This window comes from Mycolicibacterium sediminis, assembly GCF_010731735.1.
In the GTDB taxonomy this organism is placed as follows: domain Bacteria; phylum Actinomycetota; class Actinomycetes; order Mycobacteriales; family Mycobacteriaceae; genus Mycobacterium; species Mycobacterium sediminis.
This window is the reverse complement of sequence record NZ_AP022588.1, coordinates 4,637,604-4,664,353: the sequence shown is the minus strand read 5'-3', so window position 1 is coordinate 4,664,353 and position 26,750 is coordinate 4,637,604. Positions and strand designations below refer to the sequence as shown.

23 protein-coding genes and 1 pseudogene are annotated in these 26,750 nt (G+C 69.9%); 18 read left to right on the top strand and 6 right to left on the bottom strand.

All coding sequences use genetic code 11. The annotated features are described in order from the left end of the window. The 3 genes and pseudogenes from G6N64_RS22345 to G6N64_RS22335 all read left to right on the top strand — a co-directional run. Positions 1 to 750: pseudogene (locus G6N64_RS22345) on the top strand (PhnD/SsuA/transferrin family substrate-binding protein); the annotation flags it as partial. 98 nt (positions 751 to 848) lie between these two features. Next, a complete protein-coding gene (locus G6N64_RS22340) occupies positions 849 to 1,889 on the top strand; it encodes an LLM class flavin-dependent oxidoreductase (RefSeq protein WP_246231295.1) in 1,041 nt (346 codons plus the stop codon). Between the two features lie 46 nt (positions 1,890 to 1,935). Next, complete coding sequence (locus G6N64_RS22335) at positions 1,936 to 2,508, top strand: hypothetical protein (protein ID WP_163799854.1); 573 nt, start codon at positions 1,936 to 1,938, stop codon at positions 2,506 to 2,508. A gap of 4 nt (positions 2,509 to 2,512) precedes the next feature. Here the strand turns inward: G6N64_RS22335 and G6N64_RS22330 are convergent, their stop codons facing one another. Beyond that, positions 2,513 to 3,223 carry a hypothetical protein gene (locus G6N64_RS22330; RefSeq protein ID WP_246230765.1) on the bottom strand — a complete coding sequence of 237 codons (711 nt, stop codon included), beginning with the start codon at positions 3,221 to 3,223 and terminating at the stop codon, positions 2,513 to 2,515. Between the two features lie 67 nt (positions 3,224 to 3,290). Here G6N64_RS22330 and G6N64_RS22325 point away from each other — a divergent pair, with 67 nt between their 5' ends. The 4 genes from G6N64_RS22325 (at position 3,291) to G6N64_RS22310 (ending at position 9,277) form a co-directional block, all read left to right on the top strand. Then, positions 3,291 to 4,802, top strand: a complete 1,512-nt coding sequence (locus G6N64_RS22325) for a carboxylesterase/lipase family protein (protein WP_163799852.1) — start codon at positions 3,291 to 3,293, stop codon at positions 4,800 to 4,802. A gap of 59 nt (positions 4,803 to 4,861) precedes the next feature. Then, the gene (locus G6N64_RS22320) at positions 4,862 to 6,799 is read left to right on the top strand and encodes a primary-amine oxidase (RefSeq protein ID WP_163799849.1); all 1,938 of its coding nucleotides are present in this window, start codon (positions 4,862 to 4,864) and stop codon (positions 6,797 to 6,799) included. 90 nt (positions 6,800 to 6,889) lie between these two features. Continuing rightward, a complete protein-coding gene (locus G6N64_RS22315; RefSeq protein ID WP_163802030.1) occupies positions 6,890 to 8,860 on the top strand; it encodes a DUF7064 domain-containing protein in 1,971 nt (656 codons plus the stop codon). Positions 8,861 to 8,950: 90 nt separating this feature from the next. Continuing rightward, positions 8,951 to 9,277: a YnfA family protein gene (locus tag G6N64_RS22310; RefSeq protein ID WP_163799847.1), complete on the top strand. Its 327-nt coding sequence runs from the start codon at positions 8,951 to 8,953 to the stop codon at positions 9,275 to 9,277. A gap of 100 nt (positions 9,278 to 9,377) precedes the next feature. Here G6N64_RS22310 and G6N64_RS22305 read toward each other — a convergent pair whose 3' ends face one another. From G6N64_RS22305 to G6N64_RS22295, 3 genes are all read right to left on the bottom strand, one after another. Further along, positions 9,378 to 10,265 carry an SCO6745 family protein gene (locus tag G6N64_RS22305; protein WP_163799845.1) on the bottom strand — a complete coding sequence of 296 codons (888 nt, stop codon included), beginning with the start codon at positions 10,263 to 10,265 and terminating at the stop codon, positions 9,378 to 9,380. A gap of 88 nt (positions 10,266 to 10,353) precedes the next feature. After that, positions 10,354 to 10,845 (bottom strand): RDD family protein, encoded by a 492-nt coding sequence (locus G6N64_RS22300; protein WP_163799843.1) that lies wholly within the window; start codon positions 10,843 to 10,845, stop codon positions 10,354 to 10,356. A gap of 25 nt (positions 10,846 to 10,870) precedes the next feature. Then, complete coding sequence (locus G6N64_RS22295; RefSeq protein ID WP_163799841.1) at positions 10,871 to 11,881, bottom strand: DoxX family protein; 1,011 nt, start codon at positions 11,879 to 11,881, stop codon at positions 10,871 to 10,873. 150 nt (positions 11,882 to 12,031) lie between these two features. Here G6N64_RS22295 and G6N64_RS22290 point away from each other — a divergent pair, with 150 nt between their 5' ends. Further along, a complete protein-coding gene (locus tag G6N64_RS22290; RefSeq protein WP_163799839.1) occupies positions 12,032 to 13,429 on the top strand; it encodes an FGGY family carbohydrate kinase in 1,398 nt (465 codons plus the stop codon). 1 nt (position 13,430) lies between these two features. On the opposite strand, the gene G6N64_RS22285 is transcribed toward G6N64_RS22290, so the two are convergent. Next, the gene (locus G6N64_RS22285; protein ID WP_163799837.1) at positions 13,431 to 14,336 is read right to left on the bottom strand and encodes a LysR family transcriptional regulator; all 906 of its coding nucleotides are present in this window, start codon (positions 14,334 to 14,336) and stop codon (positions 13,431 to 13,433) included. 67 nt (positions 14,337 to 14,403) lie between these two features. Between G6N64_RS22285 and G6N64_RS22280 the strand changes: the two genes are divergently transcribed. Together G6N64_RS22280 and G6N64_RS22275 are read left to right on the top strand one after the other, a co-directional pair. Continuing rightward, positions 14,404 to 15,216, top strand: a complete 813-nt coding sequence (locus G6N64_RS22280; RefSeq protein WP_163799835.1) for an acyl-CoA thioesterase domain-containing protein — start codon at positions 14,404 to 14,406, stop codon at positions 15,214 to 15,216. A 23-nt stretch (positions 15,217 to 15,239) separates the two neighbouring features. Next, entirely contained in the window at positions 15,240 to 16,721 is a 1,482-nt protein-coding gene (locus G6N64_RS22275; RefSeq protein WP_163799833.1) for an FGGY-family carbohydrate kinase, read from the top strand. A gap of 10 nt (positions 16,722 to 16,731) precedes the next feature. Here G6N64_RS22275 and G6N64_RS22270 read toward each other — a convergent pair whose 3' ends face one another. Continuing rightward, positions 16,732 to 17,766, bottom strand: a complete 1,035-nt coding sequence (locus tag G6N64_RS22270) for a sugar-binding transcriptional regulator (RefSeq protein ID WP_163799831.1) — start codon at positions 17,764 to 17,766, stop codon at positions 16,732 to 16,734. Between the two features lie 130 nt (positions 17,767 to 17,896). Between G6N64_RS22270 and eltD the strand changes: the two genes are divergently transcribed. The 8 genes from eltD to G6N64_RS22230 all read left to right on the top strand — a co-directional run bounded on the left by eltD (position 17,897) and on the right by G6N64_RS22230 (position 26,749). Next, entirely contained in the window at positions 17,897 to 18,985 is a 1,089-nt protein-coding gene (eltD, locus tag G6N64_RS22265) for an erythritol/L-threitol dehyrogenase (protein WP_163799829.1), read from the top strand. An 85-nt stretch (positions 18,986 to 19,070) separates the two neighbouring features. After that, complete coding sequence (locus G6N64_RS22260) at positions 19,071 to 20,450, top strand: extracellular solute-binding protein (RefSeq protein ID WP_163802029.1); 1,380 nt, start codon at positions 19,071 to 19,073, stop codon at positions 20,448 to 20,450. 15 nt (positions 20,451 to 20,465) lie between these two features. Beyond that, entirely contained in the window at positions 20,466 to 21,422 is a 957-nt protein-coding gene (locus G6N64_RS22255; RefSeq protein ID WP_163799826.1) for a carbohydrate ABC transporter permease, read from the top strand. A 3-nt stretch (positions 21,423 to 21,425) separates the two neighbouring features. After that, complete coding sequence (locus tag G6N64_RS22250; RefSeq protein WP_163799824.1) at positions 21,426 to 22,313, top strand: carbohydrate ABC transporter permease; 888 nt, start codon at positions 21,426 to 21,428, stop codon at positions 22,311 to 22,313. Further along, complete coding sequence (locus G6N64_RS22245) at positions 22,313 to 23,419, top strand: ABC transporter ATP-binding protein (protein ID WP_163799822.1); 1,107 nt, start codon at positions 22,313 to 22,315, stop codon at positions 23,417 to 23,419. Before G6N64_RS22250 ends, G6N64_RS22245 begins: the two co-directional genes overlap by 1 nt. Beyond that, positions 23,416 to 24,540, top strand: a complete 1,125-nt coding sequence (locus G6N64_RS22240) for an ABC transporter ATP-binding protein (protein WP_163799820.1) — start codon at positions 23,416 to 23,418, stop codon at positions 24,538 to 24,540. Before G6N64_RS22245 ends, G6N64_RS22240 begins: the two co-directional genes overlap by 4 nt. Then, complete coding sequence (derK, locus tag G6N64_RS22235) at positions 24,537 to 26,282, top strand: D-erythrulose 4-kinase (RefSeq protein WP_163799819.1); 1,746 nt, start codon at positions 24,537 to 24,539, stop codon at positions 26,280 to 26,282. Before G6N64_RS22240 ends, derK begins: the two co-directional genes overlap by 4 nt. Next, positions 26,279 to 26,749 (top strand): ribose-5-phosphate isomerase, encoded by a 471-nt coding sequence (locus G6N64_RS22230; RefSeq protein WP_163799817.1) that lies wholly within the window; start codon positions 26,279 to 26,281, stop codon positions 26,747 to 26,749. The genes derK and G6N64_RS22230 overlap by 4 nt, the downstream gene beginning before the upstream one ends. Position 26,750: the final 1 nt, after the last annotated feature.

Genomic DNA, 26,750 nt, shown 5'->3' with positions numbered 1-26,750 from the left:
GTGCTTACGCCCCGACGAATCGTCGCGTCGAGAATCCTCGTCCTGCTCACCGTGGTCGGCGTCCTGGCCGGCTGCGTGTCCCGCGAGGAGAGCACACCCGCAGCGGCGGCGCCCCCGACGGTGCCACTGTCCGACCTCGCCGGACTGGTGCTCGCGGTCGGTGACCAGAAAGGTGGCACCGAGGCGCTGCTGCGGTCGGCGGGTCAACTCGACGACCTGCCGTACCGAATCGACTTCTCGACCTTCACCTCCGGCCCCCCGCAGATCGAGGCGGCCACGGCGGGCCGGATCGACTTCGCCATCACCGGGAACACGCCGCCCATCTTCGGTGCCGCGTCGAACGCGAAGGTGAAGGTCGTCTCCACCTATGACGGTGGAGGAGCGGGCGATCAGATCCTCGTCCGCAACGATGCAGCCATCCGGTCCGTGGGCGACCTGCGCGGCAAGTCCGTGGCGCTGGCCAAGGGCAGCTCCGCGCACGGCCACGTCCTCGCGCAGCTGGACCGCGCCGGGCTCTCGCCCTCGGACGTCTCGCTGGTCTTCCTGCAACCCGCCGACGCGCTGACCGCGTTCACCCAGGGCCGGGTCGACGCCTGGGCCACCTGGGATCCCTACACGGCGCAGGCCGAACGGCAGCTGCCCGTGCGCAGCATCGCCGACGCCGACGGCGTCACCAACGGCGCCGGCTTCGGCATCGCCTCGGACGTCGCGCTCGCAGATCCGTTGCGCAACACAGCCCTGTCCGGACTGCCGAGGCCTGCCGCGACAGGCGGATCTCCGGGATGGGCCAATGACCGACGAATCCGGACAGACGTGGCGCCGACGCGCCAACTTCCGTTACGCCGACGATCGTCGCCTCGTCGCACGCCTCGTCGCAGCAAGTCGTGCCCGACGGCTTTCGCCCACCGACCCGTCGCTACCTGGCCGAGATCGCCCGCGCCGCCGACCGACTCGGGTACGAGGGGGTGCTCACCCCCACCGGCACCTGGTGCGAGGACGCCTGGCTGACCACGGCCGCCCTACTCGCCGAGACGGAGCGGTTGAAGTTCCTGGTGGCCTTCCGGCCCGGTCTGGTGCCGCCGACACTGGCCGCGCAGCAGACGGCCACGCTGCAGCGGTTCTCCGAGGGCAGGGTGCTGCTCAACATCGTCACCGGCGGTGACGACGTCGAGCAGCGCCGCTTCGGGGACTGGCTCGACCACGACCAGCGGTACGCGCGGACGGGGGAGTTCCTGCACGTCGTGAACTCGGTGTGGCGCCAGGAGTCGGTCGACTTCGAGGGCGAGTACTACACCGTCAAGGACGCCCGCGTGTCCGCACCGCCGAACCCGTTGCCGCAGATCTACTTCGGCGGCTCCTCGCCTGCCGCGATGCCCATCGCCGCCGAGCACGTCGACGTCTACCTCACGTGGGGAGAACCACCCGCGGCGGCGGCCGCGAAGATCGCCCGCGTGCGCGAACTGGCCGAGCAACGCGGCCGCAAGATCCGCTTCGGGATCCGGTTGCACACCATCAGCCGTGACACCTCCGAGGCGGCGTGGGCGGTGGCCGACGAGCTGCTCGCCGGTCTGTCCCCGGAGCAGATCGCCAACGCCACTGCGCTGCACGCCAAGTCGGAGTCCGAGGGCCAGCGGCGCATGACCGCACTGCACGGCGGCAGGGTCGACCAGCTCGAGATCCACCCCAACCTGTGGGCGGGCGTCGGCCTGGTCCGCGGCGGCGCGGGTACGGCGCTCGTCGGCAGTCACGACGAGGTGGCCGCGCTCATCGGTCAGTACCACGCCGCGGGCTTCGAGGAGTTCATCCTGTCCGGCTATCCGCACCTCGAGGAGGCGTACTGGTTCGCCGAGGGGGTCCTGCCGCGGCTGCGGCGGGCGGGCATCGCCTGAGCCGGTCGAACTCCGGCGTCCCGCCCGACCTCGCTAGGCTCCTCGCGTGGACGACTGGTTCGAGCGCAGCCCCTTCGTGGGGTTCGCGCCGTGGATCATCTACTGGGTGGTGGCCGAGGGCCCCAGCACGTGGCTCTTCGGCGCGCTGTGCGCCGTGCTGTCGGCCATCATCCTGGGCGTGTCCATGGGATTCGGCGGACCGCGCCTGCTGGAGATCGTCACGATCGTCTTCTTCGTCGGCGTGACCGCCGCGGCGATGGCGGTGGGCGCCGCCGACCGCGACTGGATGGACACCTACGCCACGACGCTGTCCAGCGGCGTCCTCGCGGTGATGGCGCTGGGCTCGCTCGCGTTCACGCCGTTCACCGAGCAGTACGCCAGGGTGTCCCCGCCGCTGGAGGGCTGGGAGAAGCCGGCGTTCCGGCAGACCAACCGCGTGCTCACGCTGATGTGGGCGCTGGTGTTCACGTTGATCGCGGTGCTGGGCTTCGTCGCCGCCCAGGTCCCGCAGACCCGCGACTGGACGAACTGGGTGATCCCGATCGTCGTGATCGTCGGCGCGGTGGGGATGACGCAGACCTACCCGGCCAAGGTGCGGGAGAAGGCACGTCCCGCCTGAGCGGTCAGCAGGACAGGTGGTCGCCTATGCCCTCGGGCGGCGCGGCGCGGCGCAGGCAGCCGAAGCCCTCGATTCCCGTGGCGGCGAACCGCACCCCGGTCCGGTCGGCGTAGTCGACGCAGTAGACGTCGGAACCGTCGACGCGACAGCCGTAGTCGCCGAACGTCAGGGACCGTCCTGCCGGCAGTTCGGGACCCAGCCCGCTGCCGAACCGTCCCGGATCGCCGTGCGACGACCCGATGTCGACGCCTCTGCCCGGGAAGTCCACCCAGCCGCCCTTCCACTGGCCGTACGTGTCGGGCGCCTCCGCCGGCGGATCGGCCAGGTCGACGAGGCACGCCAGCGCTCCGTCGAAGCGGCGGTCGGTCATGCAGTTGGGCGTCCCCGAAGGCCCCGTGAACGCCACGTCGTCGCCCAGGTCGGTGGCGACGCCGCCGCGGGTCGCGGTGCGGTAGGCCGACGCCTCCGCGGGCGTGCCCGCCTCGATCCACCCGATCAGGTCGCCGATCGGCGCGCCCGCAGCGGGCGGCCGCGCGGTGCCAGGAGGGGTCCCGGTGGTCGGTCGTGCCGTGGTGGTGGGCGGGGTCGACGCGCTGCTCGACGGCGTCGTGAGCGCGGTCATGGAGCGTGCGGGCTGGTCGTCGGACGTCGCGGAACACCCCGCCAACAGCGCGGACGCCGCGATCACAGCCGCGATCTCGAAGGCCATCCGCATGGCTGCCAGGCTAGCGGGCCACCCCGCGGCGTCGACGGCCATACGGTGTCTTCGCTACCGTCTTGTCATGCACGAGAACACCGTCCGCGTGACGATCGACAGCGGCACCATCGAGGGTTTCACCCGCGACGGGGTGCATCGCTGGCGTTCCATCCCGTACGCACGCCCGCCGATCGGTCGTCTGCGCTATCGCGCGCCGCAGCCGGTGCAGCCGTGGCGGGGCGTCCGGTACTGCCACGGTTACTCCTACTGCGCGCCCCAGGAACGCAAGTACACGCTGCTCGGAGTCGGCCGATACCAGCCGATGAGCGAGGACTGCCTGACCGTCAACGTCGTCGCTCCGGAGGGGGGTCCGCAGGACGGTCCGCTGCCGGTGATGTTCTTCGTCCACGGCGGCGGCTACATCCTGGGCAGCTCCGCGACCCCGATCTACGACGGCGCGTCGCTGGCCCGACGTGGATGCGTGTACGTCTCGGTCAACTACCGGCTCGGGCCGCTGGGCTGTCTGGACCTCGCGTCGCTGGCGACCGAGGAGAACCCGATCGACGACAACCTGTTCCTGCGCGACCTGGTGCTCGCGCTGCGCTGGGTCCGTGACAATGCCGCGGTGTTCGGCGGCGACCCGGACAACGTGACGATCTTCGGCGAGAGCGCGGGTGCGCACGCCGTCGCGACCCTGATGGCGGTGCCGGAGGCGAAGGGGTTGTTCCACCGGGTGATCTCGGAGAGCCCGGCGAGCGGCATGGCGGGCAGCCGTGAGGTTGCCGCGGAGTTCGCCGACGACTTCGCGGGCATCCTCGGCGTCGCGCCCGCGGACGGTGCCGCCGCGGTCATGTCCGCGAGTTCCACGCGGCTGGTCGACGCACTCAGCGAGTTGATGCGCGACGGCATGAAGAAGATGCGTGGCGCCTTCCCCGTCGGACCGACCTACGGCACCGACCTGCTGCCCAGGGACCCTGTGGCGGCGATGCGCGACGGCGACGCCCACCAGGTGCCGCTGATCGTGGGCACCAATGCCGACGAGGGCAGGCTGTTCACGCGGTTCCTGCAGTTGCTGCCCACCACCGAGCCGATGATCGAGATGCTGCTCGCCGACAGCGACGTCGAGGTGCGCGACCGGATCACCTCGGCCTATCCCGGCTACCCCAGCGCGTCGGCGTGCGTGCGGCTCGGCGGGGACTTCGCGTTCGGAACCGCGGCCTGGCAGATCGCCGAGGCGCACGGCACCCACGCGCCGACCTACGTGTACCGCTACGACTACGCGCCGCGCACGTTCCACTGGTCCGGGCTCGGAGCGACCCACGCCACGGAGTTGTTCGCCGTGTTCGACGTCTACCGCACCCGGTTCGGCTCGCTGATGACGGCGGCAGCGGACCGCCGGTCGGCGCGCCGGGTGAGCAACGACGTGCAGAACCGGTGGCGCGCGTTCAGCCGCGAAGGGGTGCCCGGCGAGGGGTGGCCGACCTACTCCCGGGAGGAGCGCGCGGTGATGGTGTTCGACCGTCGCACCCGCATCGAGCACGACCCGAACCCGGAGCGCAGGCAGGCCTGGGAGGGGTTCTCGCTCACCGCGAACTGACGCGTGACGGCGCGCCGCGAAAGGCCGCGCCGCCCCGCGGGATGTGATCGAGTGAGCGGGTGAGCCACCCACTCGACCCCCTGACCGCCGACGAGTTCACCGCTGCCGCCCGGACGCTGAGCCGCGACCACGGTGTCGGCCCGGGCTGGCGCTACGCGTCCATCGAACTGCTCGAGCCTGCCAAGGCCGAGGTGGCCGCGTTCGACGCTGGCGGCGTCGCTCCCGAGCGACGTGCCGTCGTCGTCTGCTTCGAGCGCTCGGCGAACGCCACCTACAAGGCCGTCGTCTCCGTGACCGCGGGCCGCACCGAGTCGTTCGACCACGTTCCCGGCGTGCAGGCCAACTTCACCGTCGACGAGTTCGCGGAGTGCGATCGGGTGCTACGTGCCCACCCCGACGTGCTCGCCGCGCTGGCTCGGCGGGGCATCACCGACATCGACGGCGTGTTCATGGACACCTGGACCTACGGCGCCGCCGTCATCCCCGAGGAGTTCCGCGGCCGACGGCTCGGCTGGTCCGACACCTGGTACAAGGACGCACCGGGTTCGAACCCTTACGCGCACCTCGTGAGTGGGCTGCACTGCGTGATCGACCTCAACGACATGGAGGTGCTGCGCGTCGACGACGACGGGCCGTTCGCGAACGGTGCGCACGAGCAGCCACCCGTGATGGGCGAGTACGTGCCGGCCCGCGTGCCCGAGGCGATCCGGTCGGCGTCCCGCCGGGAACCGCTGAAGCCGCTGCACATAACGCAGCCCGAGGGTCCGTCGTTCACCCTCGACGGGAACCTGCTCCGGTGGCAGAACTGGTCGCTGCGCGTCGGATTCAACTATCGCGAGGGCATGACCCTGCACACCGTGCGATACCGGGACGGTGATCGCGACAGGTCGGTCGCACACCGAATGTCGTTCGCGGAGATGGTGGTTCCGTATCGCGACCCGTCCATCGACCACTACCGCCGGACGGCGTTCGACATCGGCGAGTGGGGCCTGGGCTTCATGACGCAGTCGCTGGAACTGGGCTGCGACTGCCTGGGCGAGATCCGCTACCTGGACGCCGTCCTGCACGACAGTGCCGGTGAGCCGTACACGATCACCAACGCGATCTGCATCCACGAGGAGGACAACGCCGTCCTGTGGAAGCACGTCGATCACGACACCGGCGCGGAGGTCCGCCGCATGCGTCGGCTTACGGTGTCGTTCCACGTCACGGTGGCCAACTACGAATACCTCGCCTACTGGCGGTTCTACCAGGACGGCAACATCGAGTGCGAGGTCCGCGCGACCGGCATCATGGTGACCACGCCGCTGATCGACGGTCAGTCGCACCCGAACGGCACGCTGGTCGACGAACGGACCTATGCGCCGTTCCACCAGCACTTCCTGGTGGCCCGCCTCGACATGGACGTCGACGGGTCGGACAACACCGTCTACGCGAGCGAGTCGTACGCCGAGCCGATGGGTCCGGACAATCCGCACGGGCTGTCGGTGGTGGTGCGGAACACGCCGCTGCGCACCGAGTCCGAGGGAATGCAGGACATGGACTTCGCGACCCAGCGGGCGTGGAAGGTGGTCAACACCAACGTCGTCAACGGGCTGGGCACCCACCCGTCGTACAAGCTGGTGCCCGGTGGGGCCATCCCGCCGATGTTCGACCCCGAGTCGCCGGTGTTCAAGCGCGCCAACGTCATCGGGCACACGCTGTGGGTGACGCCCAACCATCCCGAGGAACGCTGGCCGGCGGGGGAGTTCGTCAATCAGTCGGCGGAGGACGACGGTCTGGGCGTGTGGACCATGGCGGACCGGCCGATCGAGAACACCGACGTCGTGCTCTGGTACGTGTTCGGACTGCACCACGTCACCCGGCCCGAGGACTGGCCCGTGATGCCGGTCGACGTCGTCTCGTTCTGGCTCAAGCCGTACGGCTTCTTCGACCGCAACCCGAGCCTGGACGTCGCACCGTCGCCGTCGGAGCACTGCGAATCCTCGGGTAGTTGACACCCGTCAACTGAATGTCCGGAAACGTCCTGCGGTGCGCCGTCGGTGTCCTAGGTTGACTACGTGCAACCCGACACCGCCGCGCCTCTGATGGAACGCCCCACCGACCTGACCGCGGAATGGCTCACCGCCGCCCTCGGACGGGGCACGGTCACCGACGTCACGGTCGACCGCATCGGCACGGGACAGATGAGCGAGTGCTACCGCGTCGGCCTCGTGTGGGCCGACGGCGACGGTGGCCCCGCGTCGGTGGTGCTGAAGGTGGCCGCCGCCGATCCCAGCAGTCGCCAGACCGGACTGGCGATGGGTCTGTACGAGCGCGAGGTGCGGTTCTACGCCGACATCGCGCCGGGGATGAGTGGACCCGTTGCGCCGTGTCACCACACGGCGTACGACGCGTCGACGGGCGCCTTCGACCTGCTGCTGGCCGACGCCGCACCCGCGACGGTCGGCAACGAGATCCGCGGCGCCTCGCTCGACCAGGCGGTCCTCGCACTGACCCAGCTGGGACTGGTCCACGGCCCGCTGCTCGGGAACGCGGCGCTGGCGGGAGCCGACTGGCTCAACCGCGAGTCCCCGGTGAACCAGGGCCTGCTGTCGGCGCTGTACGCCGGCTTCATCGACCGCTACGGCGACCAGATCGCACCCGAGTACCGGAACGTCTGCGAGAGGTTCGTCGAGTCCTACGACGCGTACGCCGCCGCGGAGGCGGAGTCCGACGCGCCACACGGCCTGGTCCACGGCGACTACCGGCTGGACAACATGCTGTTCGGTGAGGAGGGCGCCGACCGCCCGCTGACCGTCGTGGACTGGCAGACCGTGACCTGGGGTCCGGCCTTCACCGACGTCGCCTACTTCCTCGGTTGCGCACTGCCGACGGACCGGCGCCGCGAGCACTACGACACGCTGCTCCGGGCGTACCACTCGGCGCTCGGACCGGATGCCGGCGTGACGCTCGAGGAGGTGCGCGACGGCGTCCGCCACCAGACGTTCTTCGGCGTGCTGATGTCGATCGTCTCGCCGATGCTCGTCGCCCGCACCGAACGCGGCGACGAGATGTTCATGGCCATGATCGAACGCCACTGCCAGCACGCCATCGACACCGGCGCGCTGGCGATCCTGCCGGAGCCGTCCGCGCCGGAGCCGTTGCAGCCGAGCGCCGACGACGAGGGTGGCCACCCGCCGACCGACGAACCGCTGTGGAGCGAGAGCTGGTACTTCGACTTCATCGACGCCGCACAGGACGTGGGCGGGTGGATCCGCCTCGGCCTGCTCCCCAACCAGGGGCACGCGTGGATCAACGGGCTGCTGTGCGGGCCGGGCATGCCGACCATCGCGGTGCTCGACTTCGAGGCGGCGCTGCCCGAGACGCCCGGCCAGGTGCGCACCGACGACGTGGAGTTGACGCTCGAGGCCGCCGAACCGCTTCGGCGCTACCGTGTTTCGCTGCGGGGGCGGGGTGAGGCGCACGACGATCCGGCTGCGCTTCTGCGCGGCGAGGTTGGCCGCCCGGTCGACGTCGTCATGGACCTGGAGTGGACCACCGTCGGCACCCCGTACCAGTACCGGCTCTCCACGCGGTACGAGATCCCGTGCACGGTGTCGGGCAGCGTTGTCGCCGACGGTCGCACCTACGAGTTGGCCGGCGTCCCCGGTCAGCGGGATCACTCCTGGGCGGCGCGGGACTGGTGGAGCATGGACTGGGTCTGGAGCGCACTGCATCTCGACGACGGCACGCACGTGCACGGCCTGGATCTGCGCATCCCCGGCGCTCCACCGCTGGCGGCCGGCTACGTCCAGAAAGAGGGCGAGCCGCTCGTCGAACTCGCGGCGGTGACCGCGCGTGAGACGTTCGACGACGACGACCTACCGGTGTCGACCGTGCTCGAGTGTGCGCCTGGGGATCTGACCGCGAGCGTCGAGGTGCGCGGTCACGCCCCGGTGCTGCTCACCTCGCCCGATGGGCGGGTCAGCCGCTTCCCGCGCGCGTGGGCGACGGTGACCACCGCCGACGGCCGTACCGGCGTCGGCTGGCTCGAATGGAACCGCAACCTCACCTGACTCCTCCCTCTTCCGGCGAGCGTGCGTGTCTGCGGGCGACACGCCGATCGCTGCCCGGAGTTCACGCACGCTCGCGGCAGGCTGTCGGGCATGGTGCTCAAGTCGATCGTCCTGTTCGTCGCGGCCGCGCTGCTCGAGATCGGCGGGGCATGGCTGGTCTGGCAGGGCGTTCGCGAGCATCGTGGCTGGCTGTGGATCGGCGCTGGCGTCGTAGCGCTCGGCGCCTACGGTTTCGTCGCGGCGTTCCAGCCCGACGCGAACTTCGGCCGGGTGCTCGCGGCCTACGGTGGGGTGTTCATCGCGGGATCGCTGCTGTGGGGCATGGTCGCGGACGGCTTCCGGCCCGACCGCTGGGACGTCACCGGCGCGGTCATCTGCATCGTCGGCGTTGGACTGATCATGTACGGGCCGCGGTAGCCGCCGGCGAGCGTGCGCGACGTCGGGTTCGCGACCGGCGTGTTGCCCGCAGACACGCACGCTCGCCGAAGGAACAGAGCCGGAGGAGTCAGGCCAGCGGCTAGGGCAGGTGAGGGTCGTCGTCGTCGAGGTCGTCGCGCGTCAGTCCCATCGGGGTGGCGGAGGGGATGTCGCCACCGGCGATTACGGCGCGGGTGATCGGACCCAATGTCGAGAACAGCGTGGTGAGTTCGTCGTCATCTAGGGCGTCGAACGCGGGCAGGGCCAACGCGTCGGTGACGTCCTCGACGCGCTGCTTCAGGTCGCGACCGGCGTCACTGAGCGTGCCCGTCGCATCGACGAGCCCCCGGTCGGCCAGACCCGCCACGCACCGGTCCCACTCGTCGTCGTCGTACTGCCTGCTGAACGTGATGAACTCACGCGGCACCCGGTCGGCCAGGGCATGCAGGACGTTGCAGTCCCGGCCCCCGATCCCGTTGGCCAGCAACACCGCAACGTGACCGTCGCCGCGGTGCTCGCGCAGGAGCGTGGCCGCATGCCACAGCCGCGCGACCGGCTCGTCCGGCCAGGGCAGCGACAGGTTGGCGGCGAACAGCGGCCGGCCGGTCCAGTCCGCGCTGCGCGCGGCCTTCTCGAGCAGGGCAGCGGCAATACCCACGGACTCGGTGTCGACGACGCCGCAGCGGTTCAGTGCGGCGACCGCCGACTCCTGCCGGGCTTGCAGCGCGGCGGCGGGTGACGCATGGGTCCACGCCGAAGGCAGCGCACGCGACACGTGCTCGGCGGAGAAGTTGTAGAACGCGGCGGCGACCACCTGCGCGGGCACCTCGCCCAGCGGGGCGGACCGGCCGGCGAAGTAGCCCATCCAGAATCCGCGGTACCCGGCGGCGTCGAAGGCCGCCTTGGCCTCGGGGGCGAAGTAGGTCAGGGCGTGAACGGGCTCGATGCGGTCGAACAGCCTGCGAGCAATCAGCGGTGATCTGGTCACCCCGACGAGTCAACCATCCCGGTGCCGGTGGCCTCGACGGGCCGCCTGGGCATCGCGTCCCTCGCCGCATCGCCGGTGACGCAGGTCCTCAGCTCTTGAGGACCTGCGTTCCCTCGGCCAGTTCGTCGTGCTTGCCCTGCTTGGTGGCGCTCCCGCTGATGGTCACGGCGATCACGACGATGGCGACGAACCCCAGCAGACCGCCCACGTAGGGAACGATCGGCAGCAGTGTGAACGCGTTCCGGATCGCCGACTCCTTGAGGTCCGGCTTCGGCATCCCGCGGCCGCCCCGCACGTGCAGACCCAGCACCTTCTTGCCCGGCGTCCACCCCTGCGTCACCTCGAACAGCAGGAAGTAGCCGAACATCAGAGCGCCGGTGAACAGCCCGGTCACCAGGATGTTGGACAGCGTGTCCGTCGTGAAGGCGAGGAAGAATCCGACGATGCCGACGATGAAGCCGTCGATCACCCTGGCGAAGAACCGGACCAGGAGGCCGCCGGGCGTTCCGCCCGCGTTCGGGTAGGGCCCGCCGCCGTAGGGCGCCGAGTGCGGATCGGGGTAGGGCTCGCCATACGTCATGCGGGCCAATCTACGCCCGCACGACTCAGATGAGACCCTGCTTCTTCGCCTGCTTGCGTGCCTGCTTGACCTGCTTGCGGGTCAGATCGGCGTACTCCGAGCCGCGGTCGCTCGCCAGTTCGGCCAGCTCGGCGCTGCGCTCACGCGCGCGCTCGGCGAACTCGGCGCTCCGGTCGCGGGCGAGGGCGGCGAGTTCGGGTCCGCGCTTCTGCGCCTTCGCCGCCAGCTTCTCGCTGCGCTTCTGCGCCTTGGCGGCCAACTTCTCGCCACGCTTGGACGCCACGTCGGCGAACTCACCACCGCGCTTCTGGGCCACGTCCGCGAACTCCGCGCCACGCTTCGAGGCGACTTCCGCGAACTCGGCGCCGCGCTTCTGCGCGACCTCGGCGAGTTCCGCACCGCGCTTCTGGGCGACCTCGGCGAACTCCGCGCCGCGCTTGGAGGCGACGTCGGCGAACTCGGCGCCGCGCTCACGGGCGACGTGCAGCCCGCTCTGGACGTTGTGGCCGACGCGGTCGACCAGTTCGCTGTCGATCAGCGCGGTGTTCGATCCGACGCTGGGCAATGCGTGGGTCACCGACTCGGAGACCTTGCGCGCCGCGCGCCGTCCGCGCCAGCCCAGTGAGGGTCGGCCCTCGAGGTCGACGGCGGCGATGATCAGACCGCCGATGAGGCTGACGTCGGCGAGGAAGGCCTTGCGCTCGCCGGCCTTGCGCTCGGGGTCGCTCTCGTTCCAGAAGGCATGCGCACCAAGGCTTCCGGGCACCACGCTGACGGCCAGAGCGGCAGACGCCACGCGGGGCAGCTTGCCTGCGGCCAGCAGCAGGCCCGCGCCGATCTGCACGCCGGCGGTCACCTTGGCGACCGTCTCGGCATTCGTCGGCACGTTCGGGCCGACCGGTTCGGGGAGCTTGCTGAGTCCGTCCAGAGTGGGGCGAGCGGCTTCGATGGCCGGTTTCGGGTTGCGCAGAGAGTCCACACCGCGGGAAATGAAGGTGGTTGCGAGCATGGGGCGTGCGACACGACGAATCAACATGGCGCATAGGTTCCCCGAAGATCAATCTCACAAACACTGTCGGCGCCACCCGTCCCAGTCCATGAAATCGCCAGGTGAGACGGGTGGGCACCGCCGTCGCCGACCTGCGGGCGGTAACTTCGCACTAGGTACAAGTAGAAGGAGATCGCGGTGACACTCGTCGCGGGAATCGACTCGTCTACCCAGTCGTGCAAGGTCGTCGTCTGTGACGCCGACACCGGCGAGATCCGACGGTCGGGATCGGCGGCGCATCCCGCCGGCACCGAAGTCGATCCGGTGGTGTGGTGGACGGCGCTGGGCGAGGCGGCCGAGGCCGCGGGCGGTCTGGACGACGTGGCGGCGGTGTCGGTGGGCGCTCAGCAGCACGGCATGGTCTGTCTCGACTCGGCCGGGCAGGTGGTGCGCCCGGCGCTGCTGTGGAACGACACGCGCTCGGGTGAGGCTGCATCGGCACTGGTCGACGAACTCGGCGGCACCGCGGCCTGGGCGGATCGCATCGGCGTCGTGCCGGTCGCGTCCATCACTGCCGCCAAGTTGCGGTGGCTGGCCGACGCCGAACCCCGCAACGCCGACGCCACCGCAGCGGTCTGTCTACCCCACGACTGGCTGACCTGGCGGCTGTCCGGATCGACAGACGTCGACGACGTCCGCACCGATCGCAGCGACGCCAGCGGCACCGGCTACTTCTCCGCGGAGGACGACGACTACGACCTGGACCTGCTCGCGATGGCGATGCGGGGGCGGCGGCCTGCGGTGCCGACGGTGGTGGGTCCCTCGGCGTCTGCGGGCCGCGCGACGACGGGGGCGGTGCTCGGCGCGGGTGCGGGTGACAACGCCGCGGCCGCACTCGGCATCGGCGCCGGACCGGGCGACTGCGTGGTGTCGCTCGGGACGTCGGGCGTCGTGAGTGCCGTGGGCGACGCGGCGTCGCACGACGCCTCCGGTCTGGTGGCGGGCTTCGCGGATGCCACCGGACGGCAGCTGCCCCTGGTCTGCACCCTCAACGGTGCGCCGGTGCTGGCCGCGGTGGCGAAGATGCTGGGCGTCGACTTCGACGAGTTGGACCGCCTCGCGCTGTCGGCGGCCGTCGGCGCGGAGGGGCTGAGCCTGGTGCCCTACTTCGACGGGGAGCGCTCACCCAATCTGCCCGAGGCCCAGGGTGCCCTGCAGGGCGTCACGACCCGGAACCTGTCCTCTGCCAACGTCGCTCGGGCGGCCGTCGAGGGACTGCTGGCCTCCATCGCGTTCTGCCTGGACCGCATCGCGGGTCAGGGCGTCGACGTGGAGCGCGTGCTCCTGGTGGGTGGCGGCGCGCGATCGGAGGCGGTCCGGCGGATCGCGCCCGCCATCCTCGGCAAGCCGGTGCACGTTCCGACCCCGGCGGAGTACGTCGCGCTCGGCGCCGCACGCCAGGCCGCCTGGGCGGTGTCGGACGCCGAGGAGCCGCCGTCGTGGTCCTTCGGCGTGACGGCCACCTACGAGGCGGATCACACGCCCGAGGTGGTCGAGCGGTATCAGGTGGCGCAGCGGCTGACGTTCGGTCAGTGAGTCACGGCCGCGGCCACGACGTCCGCGGCGGCACCCGATCGGTGGGCGTCAGCCGGTCGAGGACCGCGCGCAGCGGTGACCACGTGGCGCGGCCCGCGCGGGTGACCGCATAGGCGGTGAGGACCACCGGTGGATCGGTGAGCGGGAGCACCGTCACGCCGGCCCGGGTGGGCCGGTCCATCGGTAGCAATCCGATGCCGTACCCGGCCGCGATCAGGTCCTCGACCAGGTCCAGGCTGTCTATCTGGTGCGCGATCCGCGGGGTGAACCCGGCCAGAGCGCCCAGCGTCCGCACCGCGTCCTCGTCGGCGGTGTTGCGGGAGTTGACGATCCACGTCGCACCGGCACGGGCCGGGAGGTCCGCCGCGCCGTGCGGGTCGTCGGCGGGCACGCCGAGACCCCACGCCGTCGACCACATCGCCACCGGGGTCAGCACCGGGCCGGGCGACGCGGGCGCGAGGTTGTAGTCGTAGGTCAGCGCGAGGTCGAGGTCGTCGTCGGCGAGGAGGGCGAAGGCCTCGATGGGCTCGTACTCGGAGATGACGACGTCGATGCCCGGGTGCCGGTCGGCGAGTTCGGCGAGGATCGGCAGCAGGGAGTTCCGGATCCCGGTCGCGAAGCCTCCGACCCGCAGGGTGCCGGCGGGTTCGGCGTCGGGGTCGAGGTCCAGGCGAGCGGCGTCGACGGCGGCGAGGATGTCGACGGCGTGGTCGGCGAGACGCCGCCCCGCCGGCGTGAGGCGCACGCGACGGCCTTCGGGCTCGATGAGTTGGACGCCCGTCTCCTTGGCCAGCGCGGCGATCTGCTGGGACACGGTCGAGGTGGTCAGGTGGTGGCTGTCGGCCACCGCCCGCATCGAGCCGAGCCGCGACAGCGCGAGCAGCAGCCGGAGTCGTCGGGTGTCCACGGTGCCATTGTCCGCACATCGCGATCGCTGCGTGGGTCAACGATCGAGGATGTGCGACGATGCCGGAATGGCCACCCGCCCGGCGCACTTCGTGCAGACGTCCGACGACACGTTCGAGCCGACGGCACTCGCCCAGAGTCACTGGGGCGACGACCACCTCAACGGCCCGGCCGTGGTGGGACTCGCGGCGTCGGTGCTCGACGAGGTACACGGAGATCCGTCGTTCACGCCGGCGCGGTTGACGGTCGACCTGTTCAAGGCGGCCAGGGGAGTCCCGACGACGGCGGTGACGCGGGTGATCCGCGACGGTAGGCGCGTGCGCAACGTCGAGTGCGAACTGCTGCAGGACGGCGCCGCGGTCGCCCGGGCGATCCTGGTTCAGTACCGCAGCTCGGAGGCGCCGCGTGGTGAGGAATGGTCGCGGACGGTCGAGTTCGTGCCGCCACCCGACGTCGACGACTCCCTGCACATCTACGTGGGGTGCGACGACGTCGGATGGACGAACGCGATCGCCGAGCACCAGAACGCCGCACGGAAACGGTGCCTGAACCGGTCGATCGACGCGGTCGAGGGCCGCGCGAACTCGCCCCTCACCAACGCAGCGGCCGCCGCCGAGGGCACCAGCCTGGTGACCAACCTCGGCACCGCGGGCGTCGGCTACATCAATGGCGACCTGACGGTCGCGCTCGCCCGGTTGCCGCGCACGCACTGGATCGGGGTGCAGGCCGACTCGCACTGGACTGCCGACGGCATCTCGGTGGGTACGGCGACGCTCTTCGACGACGCGGGTCCGTTCGGGACCGGTGTCGTCACCGCGGTCAGCAATCCGGCCGCACAGATCGACTTCGGCCACGACCCGTTCCCGGACCGAACCCGCTGATCCCGGCACGTAGGGTTGGCGCCGTGGACCTGCTGCTCGGCATCGACATGGGGACGGGGAGCACCAAGGGCGTGCTCGTCGATGCCGCCGGTACCGTGCTCGCGACCGAGACGATCGCCCACTCGGTGGACCTGCCGCGTCCCGGCTGGGCCGAGGTGGACGCCGAGAACCTGTGGTGGCGGGAGGTCTGCGAGGTCAGCGGCAGGCTGATGGCGGCAATGCCCGACGGCGGCAGGCTCGCGGCGATGTGCGTGAGCGGCGTCGGTCCCTGCCTGGTGCTCTGCGATGCCGACCTGAGGCCGCTGCGACCCGCGATCCTGTACGGCATCGACACCCGCGCCACGGCCGAGATCGACCTGTTGACGGAGGAATTCGGTCGGGACGCGATCCTCGACCGCGCCGGCACGCTGCTGTCGAGCCAGGCCGTGGGCCCGAAGCTGGAGTGGGTGTTCCGGCACGAACCGGAGGTGTTCGCCGCGGCCGCCGGTTGGTACGGCTCGAACTCCTATGTCGCCGCGAAGCTCACCGGCGAGTACGTCATGGACCACCACACCGCGAGCCAGTGCGATCCGCTGTACGCGACGCGGCACTTCGACTGGAACCGGCCCTGGGCGGAACGCATCTGCCGTCATCTCCCGCTGCCTCGGCTGGTGTGGCCGAGCGAGGTCGTCGGGACGGTGCGGCCCGAGGCCGCGGAGGCGACGGGCGTGCCCGTCGGGACGCCCGTGGTGGCGGGCGCCGTGGATGCCTACTCGGAGGCCTTCTCCGTGGGCGTCCGGGAGCCCGGCGACCAGATGCTCATGTACGGCTCGACGATGTTCCTCGTCCAGGTGATCGACTCCTACTACAGCGACCCGACGCTGTGGACCACCGTGGGCGTCGAGCGCGGGACGCTCGCGCTGGCGGCCGGGACGTCGACGGCCGGCAGCCTCATCGGCTGGTTGCAGACCGTCACGGGGGGAGCGCCGTTCGACGAGCTGATGGCCGACGCCGCTGCGGTGCCACCGGGTAGCGAGGGGCTGCTCGTCCTGCCCTACTTCGCGGGCGAACGCACACCGGTGTTCGATCCGCGGGCCAGGGGAGTGGTGGCCGGACTCACGCTGCGGCACGGCCGCGGGCACCTGTTCCGTGCCGCCTACGAGGGCATCGCGTTCGGCATCCGGCAGATCCTCGAGCGGTTCGACGACGCGCACACCGGCATCCGGACCGTGGCCGTGGGCGGTGGCCTTCGCAGTCCCGTATGGGCCCAGGCCGTCAGCGACGTCACCGGCCGCGCCCAGCTGGTTCCGGAGCAGGCGATCGGCGCGAGCTACGGTGATGCGCTGCTGGCCGCGATCGGGGCCGGTCTGGTCCCGAGCGACACCGACTGGGCGAAGATCTCGCGGGAGATCGAGCCGAACCCGTTGACGCGCAACCTCTACGACGATCTCTACGAGACCTGGCGCGAACTGTATCCGGCGACGCGCGATCAGGTGCACCGCCTCGCGGGGCCGACCACGCCCTGAGGCGGCGGGGTCAGGATCCCGAGGCGGCGCCGAGGAGCGCCTCGGCGGTGGCGGGGTCGGTGACCAGTCGGTTGAAGTAGCCGCCGCGGGCGCCCGCGACGATCGAGGCGAGCTTCTCGGGCCCGACCGCCACGGCAATCGTGACCGGAATGTGTTGCAGGGTGTCCAATTCGAGGGCGATCAGCCGATCGCTTCCCTCGAAGTCGACCTCGACGCCCGCGCCGTCGTAGAACCTGGAGCAGACGTCGCCGACGGCGGCGCGCAGCGACGTCGAACCGGTCGGGACGAACCGCGGGATGTCCGAGCGGGTGAGCGGCGGAGCGCCGATCCCCATCAGCGCGCACCGCGCCGCCGGCCACTGGTGCAGCACCCGCTGGATGCTCGGGTCGTTCAGCAGCGACTGGTACAGCTCGGGTCCGGGCAACGCGGGGGCGAACAGGTAGTTCGCCCGTCCGCCAACGCGATTGGCGACCAGTCTCGTGATCTCGTTGGTCTGGTACCACTCCTCGGGCTGGTCGTTCCCGCCGACCGTGGGCGCGATCACCACGCCGGGTAGTGGGGTCAGGTCGTGCTGGGCGAGTTCGTAGACGGTGCGACCGGACGACACCAGGAGGACGTCGCCGGGGAGCAGGCCCGCCTCGGCGAGGGCGCGGCCGGTGGCGGGTGCCAGGGTCCGGCCCATCACGTCGACGACCCCGCGGCCGGGACCCGGTGTCGGCAGTGGGGCACTGAGGTACACGCGTTCCAGACCGGTGGCACGTGCCACCTGGTCGGCCAGGTCCCCGGACCGGGCCTCGGCCGGTGGGACCACCTCGATGCGGACGATCCCCTGACGCTTCGCCTCCGCGAGCAGCCGGCTGACCGTGGCTCGGCTGGTGCCGAGCTGGTCGGCGACCTCGGCCTGGGTGACGTCGTCCTCGTAGTAGAGCCGGGCCGCGGTGTAGAGCAGCGCGGACGGGAAGTGGCTGGTCTCGCCCTCGGAAGGGGTCCCGGGATGGCCGTCGACGGTCGCCGTCGCGGGGTTCTGCGGTACCGACCGGGGCATGGTCGAAGTATGCCCCAGAACATCTGTTCTGGGCAGATTTTTGCTGAACATCGGTTCTGGACAAATGTGCAAGCCGTCGATAATGTGAGCGCGACCACACATGCGAAGAGTGCCATGAAGGGCTGGAACGATGAGCGAACAGATCCCCGAGAAGATGCAGGCCGTGGTCTGTCACGGCCCCCGCGACTACCGCCTCGAGGAGATCGCCGTCCCGCAGCGCAAGCCGGGCGAGGCCCTGATCCGAGTCGAAGCCGTCGGCATCTGCGCCAGCGACCTGAAGTGCTACCACGGTGCCGCCAAGTTCTGGGGCGACGAGAACCGCCCCGCCTGGACCGAGACCATGGTGATCCCTGGACACGAATTCGTCGGCCGCGTCGTGGAACTCGACGACGAGGCGGCGTCGCGGTGGGGCATCGCGGTCGGTGACCGGGTGACCTCCGAGCAGATCGTGCCCTGCTGGGAGTGCCGATTCTGCAAGCGCGGGCAGTACCACATGTGCCAGCCCCACGACCTCTTCGGCTTCAAGCGCCGTACGCCCGGTGCGATGGCCTCCTACATGACGTATCCGGTCGAGGCGCTGGTACACAAGATCTCCGGTGACCTGCCGCCCGCGCACGCCGCGTTCGTCGAGCCGCTGTCGTGCTCGCTGCACGCCGTGGAGCGCGCCCAGATCACCTTCGAGGACACCGTGGTGGTCGCAGGCTGCGGGCCCATCGGGCTCGGGATGATCGCGGGCGCGAAGTCCAAGAACCCCATGCGCGTCATCGCGCTCGACATGGCACCCGAGAAGCTCGAACTCGCCAAGAAGTGCGGCGCCGACCTGGTGATCAACATCGCCGAGGAGGATGCCGAGACCATCGTCAAGGACCTCACCGAGGGATATGGGGCCGACGTCTACCTGGAGGGCACCGGCCACCCGTCCGCGGTGCCGCAGGGACTGAACCTGCTCCGCAAGCTCGGCCGCTACGTCGAGTACGGCGTCTTCGGCAGTGACGTGTCGGTCGACTGGAGCATCATCAGCGACGACAAGGAACTCGACGTCCTCGGCGCGCACCTGGGGCCGTACTGCTGGCCCGCCGCCATCAAGATGATCGAGTCCGGCGTGCTGCCGATGGACCAGATCTGCACACACCAACTGCCGTTGACCGAATTCCAGCAGGGCCTCGACCTCGTGGCCAGTGGCAAGGAATCCGTCAAGGTCTCACTCATCCCGGCCTGAGAGGCAACCCCATCATGAATCGCAGGCAACCATGAATCCCGTTCCAGGACAGCGCTTCCGCGGTCCGCAGATGTCGCGTCGCAACATGCTGGCCGCCATGGGAATGGCCGGCGCCGCAGCGGCGAGCCTGCCGCTGCTGTCGGCGTGCGGCGTGGGCGGCGGGACGAGTCTGCCGAACGGCGCGGGTGAGGTGAGCGGTGGCTTCGACTGGCGCAAGGCCGCGGGGTCGACGCTCAACATCCTGCAGACCCCGCACCCCTACCAGCTGTCGTATCAGCCGCTGCTCAAGGAGTTCACCGAACTCACCGGGATCAATGTCAACGTCGATCTCGTTCCCGAGGCGGACTACTTCACCAAGCTGAACACCGAACTCGCCGGCGGGTCCGGCAAGCACGACGCGTTCATGCTGGGCGCCTACTTCATCTGGCAGTACGGGCCGCCGGGATGGGTCGAGGATCTCGGCCCGTGGCTGCAGAACACCTCGGCGACGAGTGCGGAGTACGACTTCGACGACATCTTCGAGGGCCTCCGCACCTCCACCCGCTGGGACTTCACGCTCGGCAACCCGCTGGGTACCGGCGGGCAGTGGGCGATCCCGTGGGGCTTCGAGAACAACGTCGTCGCCTACAACAAGCGGATCTTCGACGAGAAGGGCATCACGAAGCTGCCCGACAACCTCGACGACTTCATCCAGTTGGCGGTCGACCTCACCGACCGGTCGGAGAACCGGTACGGCCTGTCGACCCGAGGGTCGAAGTCCTGGGCCACGATCCACCCCGGATTCATGACGCAGTACACGCGCCAGGGCGCGGTCGACTACACGTGGAACGGCTCGGAACTCGTCGCCGAGATGGACAGCGACCAGGCGATCGACTTCACGAAGAAGTGGATCGACCTGCAGCACCAGGCCGGTCCGACGTCGTGGACCACCTACGACTACCCCAACGCGACAGGGGATCTCGGTGACGGCAAGGCGATGATGGTGTTCGACGCCGACAGCGCCACGTACCCGAAGAACAAGCCGGGTGCGAGCAAGGAGGCAGGCAACATCGCCTGGTATCCCGGTCCCGCGGGCCCGGACGGCAACTACAAGACCAACCTGTGGACGTGGAGCTGGGCCATGAGCGCCAATTCGCGCAACAAGCTGCCCGCGTGGCTCTTCATCCAGTGGGCCACCGGCAAGGACTCGATGAACAAGGCCGTCGAGGGCGGCACGTACGCCGACCCGGTGCGGAAGTCGGTGTTCGACACCACCTTCAAGCGCGTCGCGGCCGACCAGTTCGGGTACCTCGAGACCTTCGAGACCGTCATCGGCGAGTCGAAGATCCAGTTCACCCCGCAGAAGAAGTTCTTCGACACCACCCAGAATTGGGCCGTCGCGCTGCAGGACATCTACGGCGGTGACGACGCGGCGTCGCGGCTCCGCAGCCTGGCGAAGACCAACACGTCCAAGGTCAACCTCTAGGAGATCTGGTAACCCATGACGACTCAGACTCCGAAGGCGCCGGCCACCTCGCCGGAACAGCCCGCCGCCGCGTCGCGGCGCACCCTGCCCGAGGTGCCGAGCTGGCGCCGCAAGGCCCGGCCCTACCTGCTGTCGATCCCCGCCGTGGTGATCGTCATCGGCATCCTCTACCCGTTCGCGGTCGGCGCCTACTACGCCTTCCTCAACTACGCTGCCGTGAACCCGGATCCGCACTTCGTGTGGTTCCAGAACTTCGGCTCCGTTCTCGGCGACCAGGTGTTCTGGAAGAGCGTCCAGGTCACCGTCACGTTCGCCCTCGTGGCGACGGCGGTCGAGACGGCGCTCGGCGTCGGGCTCGCGCTGCTGCTGAACCGGTCGTCGATCATCGGCAAGATCTTCGAGAAGGTCCTGATCCTGCCGCTGATGATCGCTCCCGTCATCGCGGGCGTCATCTGGAAGCTGATGTTCAACCCGCAGTTCGGCATCCTCAATCACGTGCTGGGGCTGGGCAACACGTTCGACTGGCTGTCGGCGGGCACCGCCCTGTGGTCGGTCATCCTGGTCGACGTCTGGATCTTCACCCCGTTCGTGGCCATCCTGGTGCTGGCCGGCATCCGGTCGCTGCCGAAGGAGCCGTTCGAGGCCTCCGAGGTCGACGGGGCGTCGGGCATCTACATGTTCCGCAAGCTGATGCTGCCGATGCTGTGGCCCTACATCCTGGTAGCCGTCATCTTCCGCTTCATGGACAACCTCAAGGTGTTCGACCACATCTACGTGTTGACCGCGGGCGGCCCGGGAGTCGCGACCCGCACGCTGCAGATCGGCGCCTTCGAGGACTCGATCATCAACCTCGACTACTCCCGCGGCAGCACGTACATGCTGCTGCTCTGGATCATCGTGTTCATCACGGCGCGCTACCTGGTCAGCGTGCTCGGCAAGGCGCAGCGTCGTGCTGCGGGAGCGGAGTCCTAGATCATGGCCGCGAAGTCGTTGTTCAGCAGGGCCGAACTCCTGCCGGGTCAGAAGCGTCTGTCGATCGGGTCGGTCGCCGCCGACGTCGGTCTGGTGTTCTGGTTCCTCTTCTCGCTGTTCCCGATCTTCTGGATGCTGATGCTGGCCCTGAAGAACGCCGAGCAGCAGACCACCACGTACTTCACGTTCAGTCCGACGTGGTCGAACTTCGCCACGGTGCTGTCGGACAAGGGCACTCAGATGACGAGCGTCGACTTCAAGGCGTCGTTGCTCACCAGCCTGCTGAACTGCGGTGGTGCGGTGATCGTCTCGCTCGTCATCGGCATCCCCGCCGCGTACGCCGCGGGACGGTGGCAGTACCGCGGGTCGAACGACCTGATGTTCCAGATGCTGTCGTTCCGGTTCGCCCCCGAGCTGATGGTGATCGTGCCGCTGTTCGTGATCTACAACCAGATCGGCCTGTTCGACACCAAGGTCGGCATGATCTGGGTGCTGCAGCTGGTCACGATGCCGCTCGTGGTGTGGATCCTGCGGTCCTACTTCCAGGACCTCCCCGAGGATCTGGAGCAGGCGGCCCTGCTCGACGGGTACACCCGCCGGCGGGCCTTCCTGATGGTCGCGCTGCCCATCGTGCGGCCCGGCATCGCCGCCGCCGCGCTGCTCGCCTTCATCTTCGCGTGGAACAACTACGTGTTCCCGCTGATCCTGGCCGACAGCAACGCCGGCACCGTCACGGTGGCGATCACCAAGTACCTCGGCGGCGGCGGGCAGGCGTACTACAACCTGACCGCGGCGGCGGCGCTGATCGCCGCGCTGCCACCACTCATACTCGCGCTCACGATCCAGCGTTATCTGGTGCGTGGCCTGTCATTCGGGGCGGTGAAGGCCTGATGGCCTCCGTAACACTCAAGAATCTGTCGAAGACCTTCGGCAAGACCCAGGCGGTCCGCGACCTCACGGTCGACATCGCCGACGGTGAGTTCTTCGTCATCCTGGGCCCCAGCGGCGCGGGCAAGACGACGACGCTCAAGTCGATCGCCGGTCTCGTCGACATCGACGGGGGCACGGTCGCCATCGATGGCACCGACGTCACCAACGTCGAGCCGTACCACCGCAACGTGGCCATGGCCTTCGAGAGCTACGCGCTGTACCCGCAGAAGACGGTGAGCGAGAACCTCGCGTCACCGCTGAAGTCCGGACGGACCGGCAAGTACACGGCGGCCCAGCAGACCGAGCGCATCGATCAGGTCACCACCACGCTGGGAATCAACCACCTGCTCAAGCGCTTCCCGCGGGAGCTGTCCAACGGTCAGCGCCAGCGCGTGGCACTGGGCCGGGTGCTGGTGCGACCCGCCGACGTCTACCTGCTCGACGAGCCGCTCAGCCACCTCGACGCGAAGCTGCGCGCCTCGATGCGCGCCGAACTCAAGCAGCTCGGCGCGATGTCGAACACGACGACCGTCTACGTCACCCACGACTACCAGGAGGCGCTCGCGCTCGGCGACCGCATCGCGGTGCTCCGCGAGGGCGTGCTGGTGCAGATCGGTACGCCGGAGGAGATCTGGCGGCGTCCCGCCGACACGTTCGTCGCGCGGGCCCTGGGTCAACCCGAGATCAACGTGTTCGACGGCGTCGTCGACGGCGGTCGAATCCGGCTGGGCGACGGCACGTTCGACGTGCCGGTGCCCGCGGACGTCACCGCGTCCTCCGGAGACCGGGTACGGGTCGGCCTGCGGCCGTGCGACGTACACGTCTCGGAGACCGGGTCGCTGAAGGGTTCGGTGCAGCTCGCCGAGCGGCTCGGCCGCAACGTCGAACTCACCGTCCAGATCGGCGGCGAGCAGCTCATCGTCCTGGCCTCGGGCAGGGAGGGCGTCGGCGAGGGATCGCCGGTGTCGATGTCGATCGCCGACTCCGACGTGCACGTGTTCGAAGCGGGCGAGGGTGACACGACCCGCCTCGGTGCGCACGACAAGACCCTGGAGGCAGCACAGTGACCACCACCACCGAACGTCCGACGACCACGACGGCACAAAGTCTCACCCTGACCGATCTGGTGAAGACGTACACGGCCCGCGGGCGCGAGAGCTTCGCCGCGGTCAAGGGCATCAACCTCGACATCGCGCCCGGCGAACTCGTCGCCCTGCTCGGCCCGTCGGGCTGTGGCAAGACGACCACGCTGCGCATGATCGCCGGGCTGGAGACCGTGACGAGCGGCTCCATCAAGATCGGTGACCGCGAGGTCTCGCAGCTGCCGGCCGCCAAGCGCGGCATCGGCGTGGGCTTCGAGAGCTACGCGCTGTACCCGCCGATGTCGGTGCGCGACAACCTGCTCTACGGCCTCAAGGCGCGCAAGGTCAAGGGCGCCGAGCAGATGGTCGACTCGATCAGCACCCGGCTCGAGATGGACGAGTTGCTCGGCCTGCGTCCGGCCGGTCTGTCCAGTGGCCAGAAGCAGCGCGTCGCGCTTGCGCGTGCCCTGGTCCGCAACCCACCGGTGCTGCTGCTCGACGAGCCGCTCAGCCACCTCGATGCCTCCGCGCGCCAGCGGGTCCGTCGCGAACTGAAGGTGCTGCAGAGGGAATTCGGCTACACCACCATCGTGGTCACCCACGACCAGGTCGAGGCGCTGTCGCTGGCCGACCGGCTCGCCGTGATGGACGCCGGCGTGGTGCAGCAGTTCGGCACGCCGGACGAGGTGTTCGACGATCCGGCCAACCTCTTCGTCGCCCAGTTCGTCGGCGAGCCCGCCATCAACGTCGTCGAGGGCGTCGTCCGGGTGGCCGACGGACGCACTCGGGTCGAGATCGGTTCACGGGCAGGCCATCTCGAGACGAGCGCCACCTCCGTCCCGGACGGTACCCGCGTGAAGGTCGGCGTCCGCCCGCAGGACTGCTCGCTGACCGAGTCGGGGGAGGGCGTCGCCGTGACGGTCGCGTACTTCGAGCACCTGCTCGAGTTCGGCCTCGCCACCACCACGGTGTCGGGCATGGAGGACGGCCTCGTCGTGCAGACCCCGGCCACCGAGGAGTACCAGCTCGAGCAGACCGCCGTCGTGACGGCACCCGCCGAACGCGTGTACCTCTTCGACGCGGAAACCGGGGATCGGCTCCGATGACCAAGCTGTTCAACGACCCGGCCCGCTTCACCGAGGACATGCTCACCGGGTTCCTCGACGCCAACGCGAGGTACGTCGTCGGCGTCCCCGGCGGCGTGGTGCGGGCGCACGACACCCGCCCGGGCAAGGTGGCCGTGGTCATCGGCGGGGGATCGGGCCACTATCCCGCCTTCTGCGGGACCGTCGGCCCGGGGTTCGCCGACGGCGCCGTGGTCGGGAACGTCTTCACGTCGCCCTCGGCGGAGGACGCCGCGTCCGTGGCCCGTGCCGCGCACGGTGATGCGGGCGTGCTTCTCACCACGGGCAACTACGCGGGCGACGTCATGAACTTCACCCTCGCCGTCACCCAGTTGCGCAACGAGGGCATCGACGCCGAGTACTTCGCCGTCACCGACGACGTCGCGAGCGCGCCGAAGGGCGAGGAGGCCAAGCGACGCGGCATCGCCGGCGACGTCACGGTGTTCAAGTGTGCCAGCGCCGCCGCCGAGGACGGGCTGGACCTGGCCGGGGTGGTACGGGTGGCCCAGGCCGCCAACGCCGCCACCCGGACGCTTGGGGTGGCCTTTGACGGCTGCACCCTGCCCGGCGCGGACCATCCGCTGTTCACCGTGCCGGAGGGCCACATGGGCCTCGGTCTCGGCATCCACGGCGAGCCGGGCGTCGCCGACGAGAAGATGCCCACCGCCGAGGAATTGGCGCACACCCTCGTCGACGGTGTACTGGCCGACCACACCGAGTCCGACTCGACGCGGATCGCGGTCATCCTCAACGGCCTGGGCCGCACCAAGTACGAGGAGCTGTTCGTGGTGTGGGGCACCGCGTCCCGGCTGCTGCGCGAACGCGGCTACGAGGTGATCGATCCCGAAGTCGGGGAGCTGGTCACCAGTCTCGACATGGCCGGCTGCTCGCTGACCGTCATGTGGCTCGACGACGAACTCGAGAAGTACTGGACCGCACCGGCCGACACCCCCGCCTACCGCAAGGGATCGACGACGCAGCGCGACGAGGGTTCGGTCCGGACGGACGCGGCCGCGGATGCCGCCGCACCGACGGTCGACCTCGCCGAGTCGTCGGACGACGACGGTCGTGCGTGCGGTCGCACCGTCGCCGCCGCGTTCGACGCCCTGGCGACCATGCTGGCCGGCGCCGAGGACGAACTCGGCCGCATCGACGCCGTCGCCGGTGACGGTGACCACGGTCGCGGCATGGTGAAGGGGTCGTCCGCCGCCCGTGAGGCCGCGGCCCGAGCCGTCGAGGGCGGCGCGGGTCAGGGATCGGTGCTGGCCGCTGCCGGCAAGGAGTGGGCCGCGAAGGCGGGCGGCACGTCGGGCGTGCTGTGGGGTGCGCTGCTGACCGCGGTCGGGACGCGGCTGGGCGACACCGGCCGACCGGACGCCGCGACCGTCGCCGCGGGAATGCGCGACGGCTACGACGCGCTGATCACCCTGGGCGGTGCGGCACCGGGCGACAAGACGATGCTCGACGCGATGCTGCCGTTCGTCGACGAACTCGAACGTCGGGTGGCCGACGGTGCGTCGTGGCTGGACGCGTGGACTGCGGCCGCGGACGTCGCGACCACCGCGGCGGCCGAGACGGCGGACATGCGGCCGAAGGTCGGTCGTGCCCGGCCGCTCGCCGAACGCAGCGTCGGCACGCCCGACGCGGGTGCGACGTCGCTCGCGATGTGCGCACACACGGTCGCGGAGAGCTTCGCGGCCACCACGAGGGAAGACGGGACATGACCGAACGCACACTCCGCATCGTCGTCGGCTCCGACGACGCCGGCTTCGAGTACAAGGAAGCCCTCAAGGGTGACCTGAACGCCGATCCGCGCGTCTCCGAGGTCACCGACGTCGGCGTCGGCACCGACGAGAACACCGCGTACCCGCACATCGCCGTCGCCGCGGCCAGACTGGTGGCCGAGGGCAAGGCCGATCGCGCACTCCTGGTGTGCGGCACGGGTCTCGGCGTCGCGATCAGCGCGAACAAGGTGCCCGGGATCCGGGCGGTCACCGCGCACGACGGCTTCTCCGTGGAGCGCTCGGTGCTGTCGAACGATGCTCAGGTGCTGTGCTTCGGCCAGCGCGTCATCGGTCTGGAACTGGCGCGGCGGCTGGCCCGCGAGTGGCTGGGTTACGAGTTCGACCCCAACGGCCGGTCGGCCGACAAGGTCGAGGCGATCTGCTCCTACGAGTCCGTCAGCCAGTAGC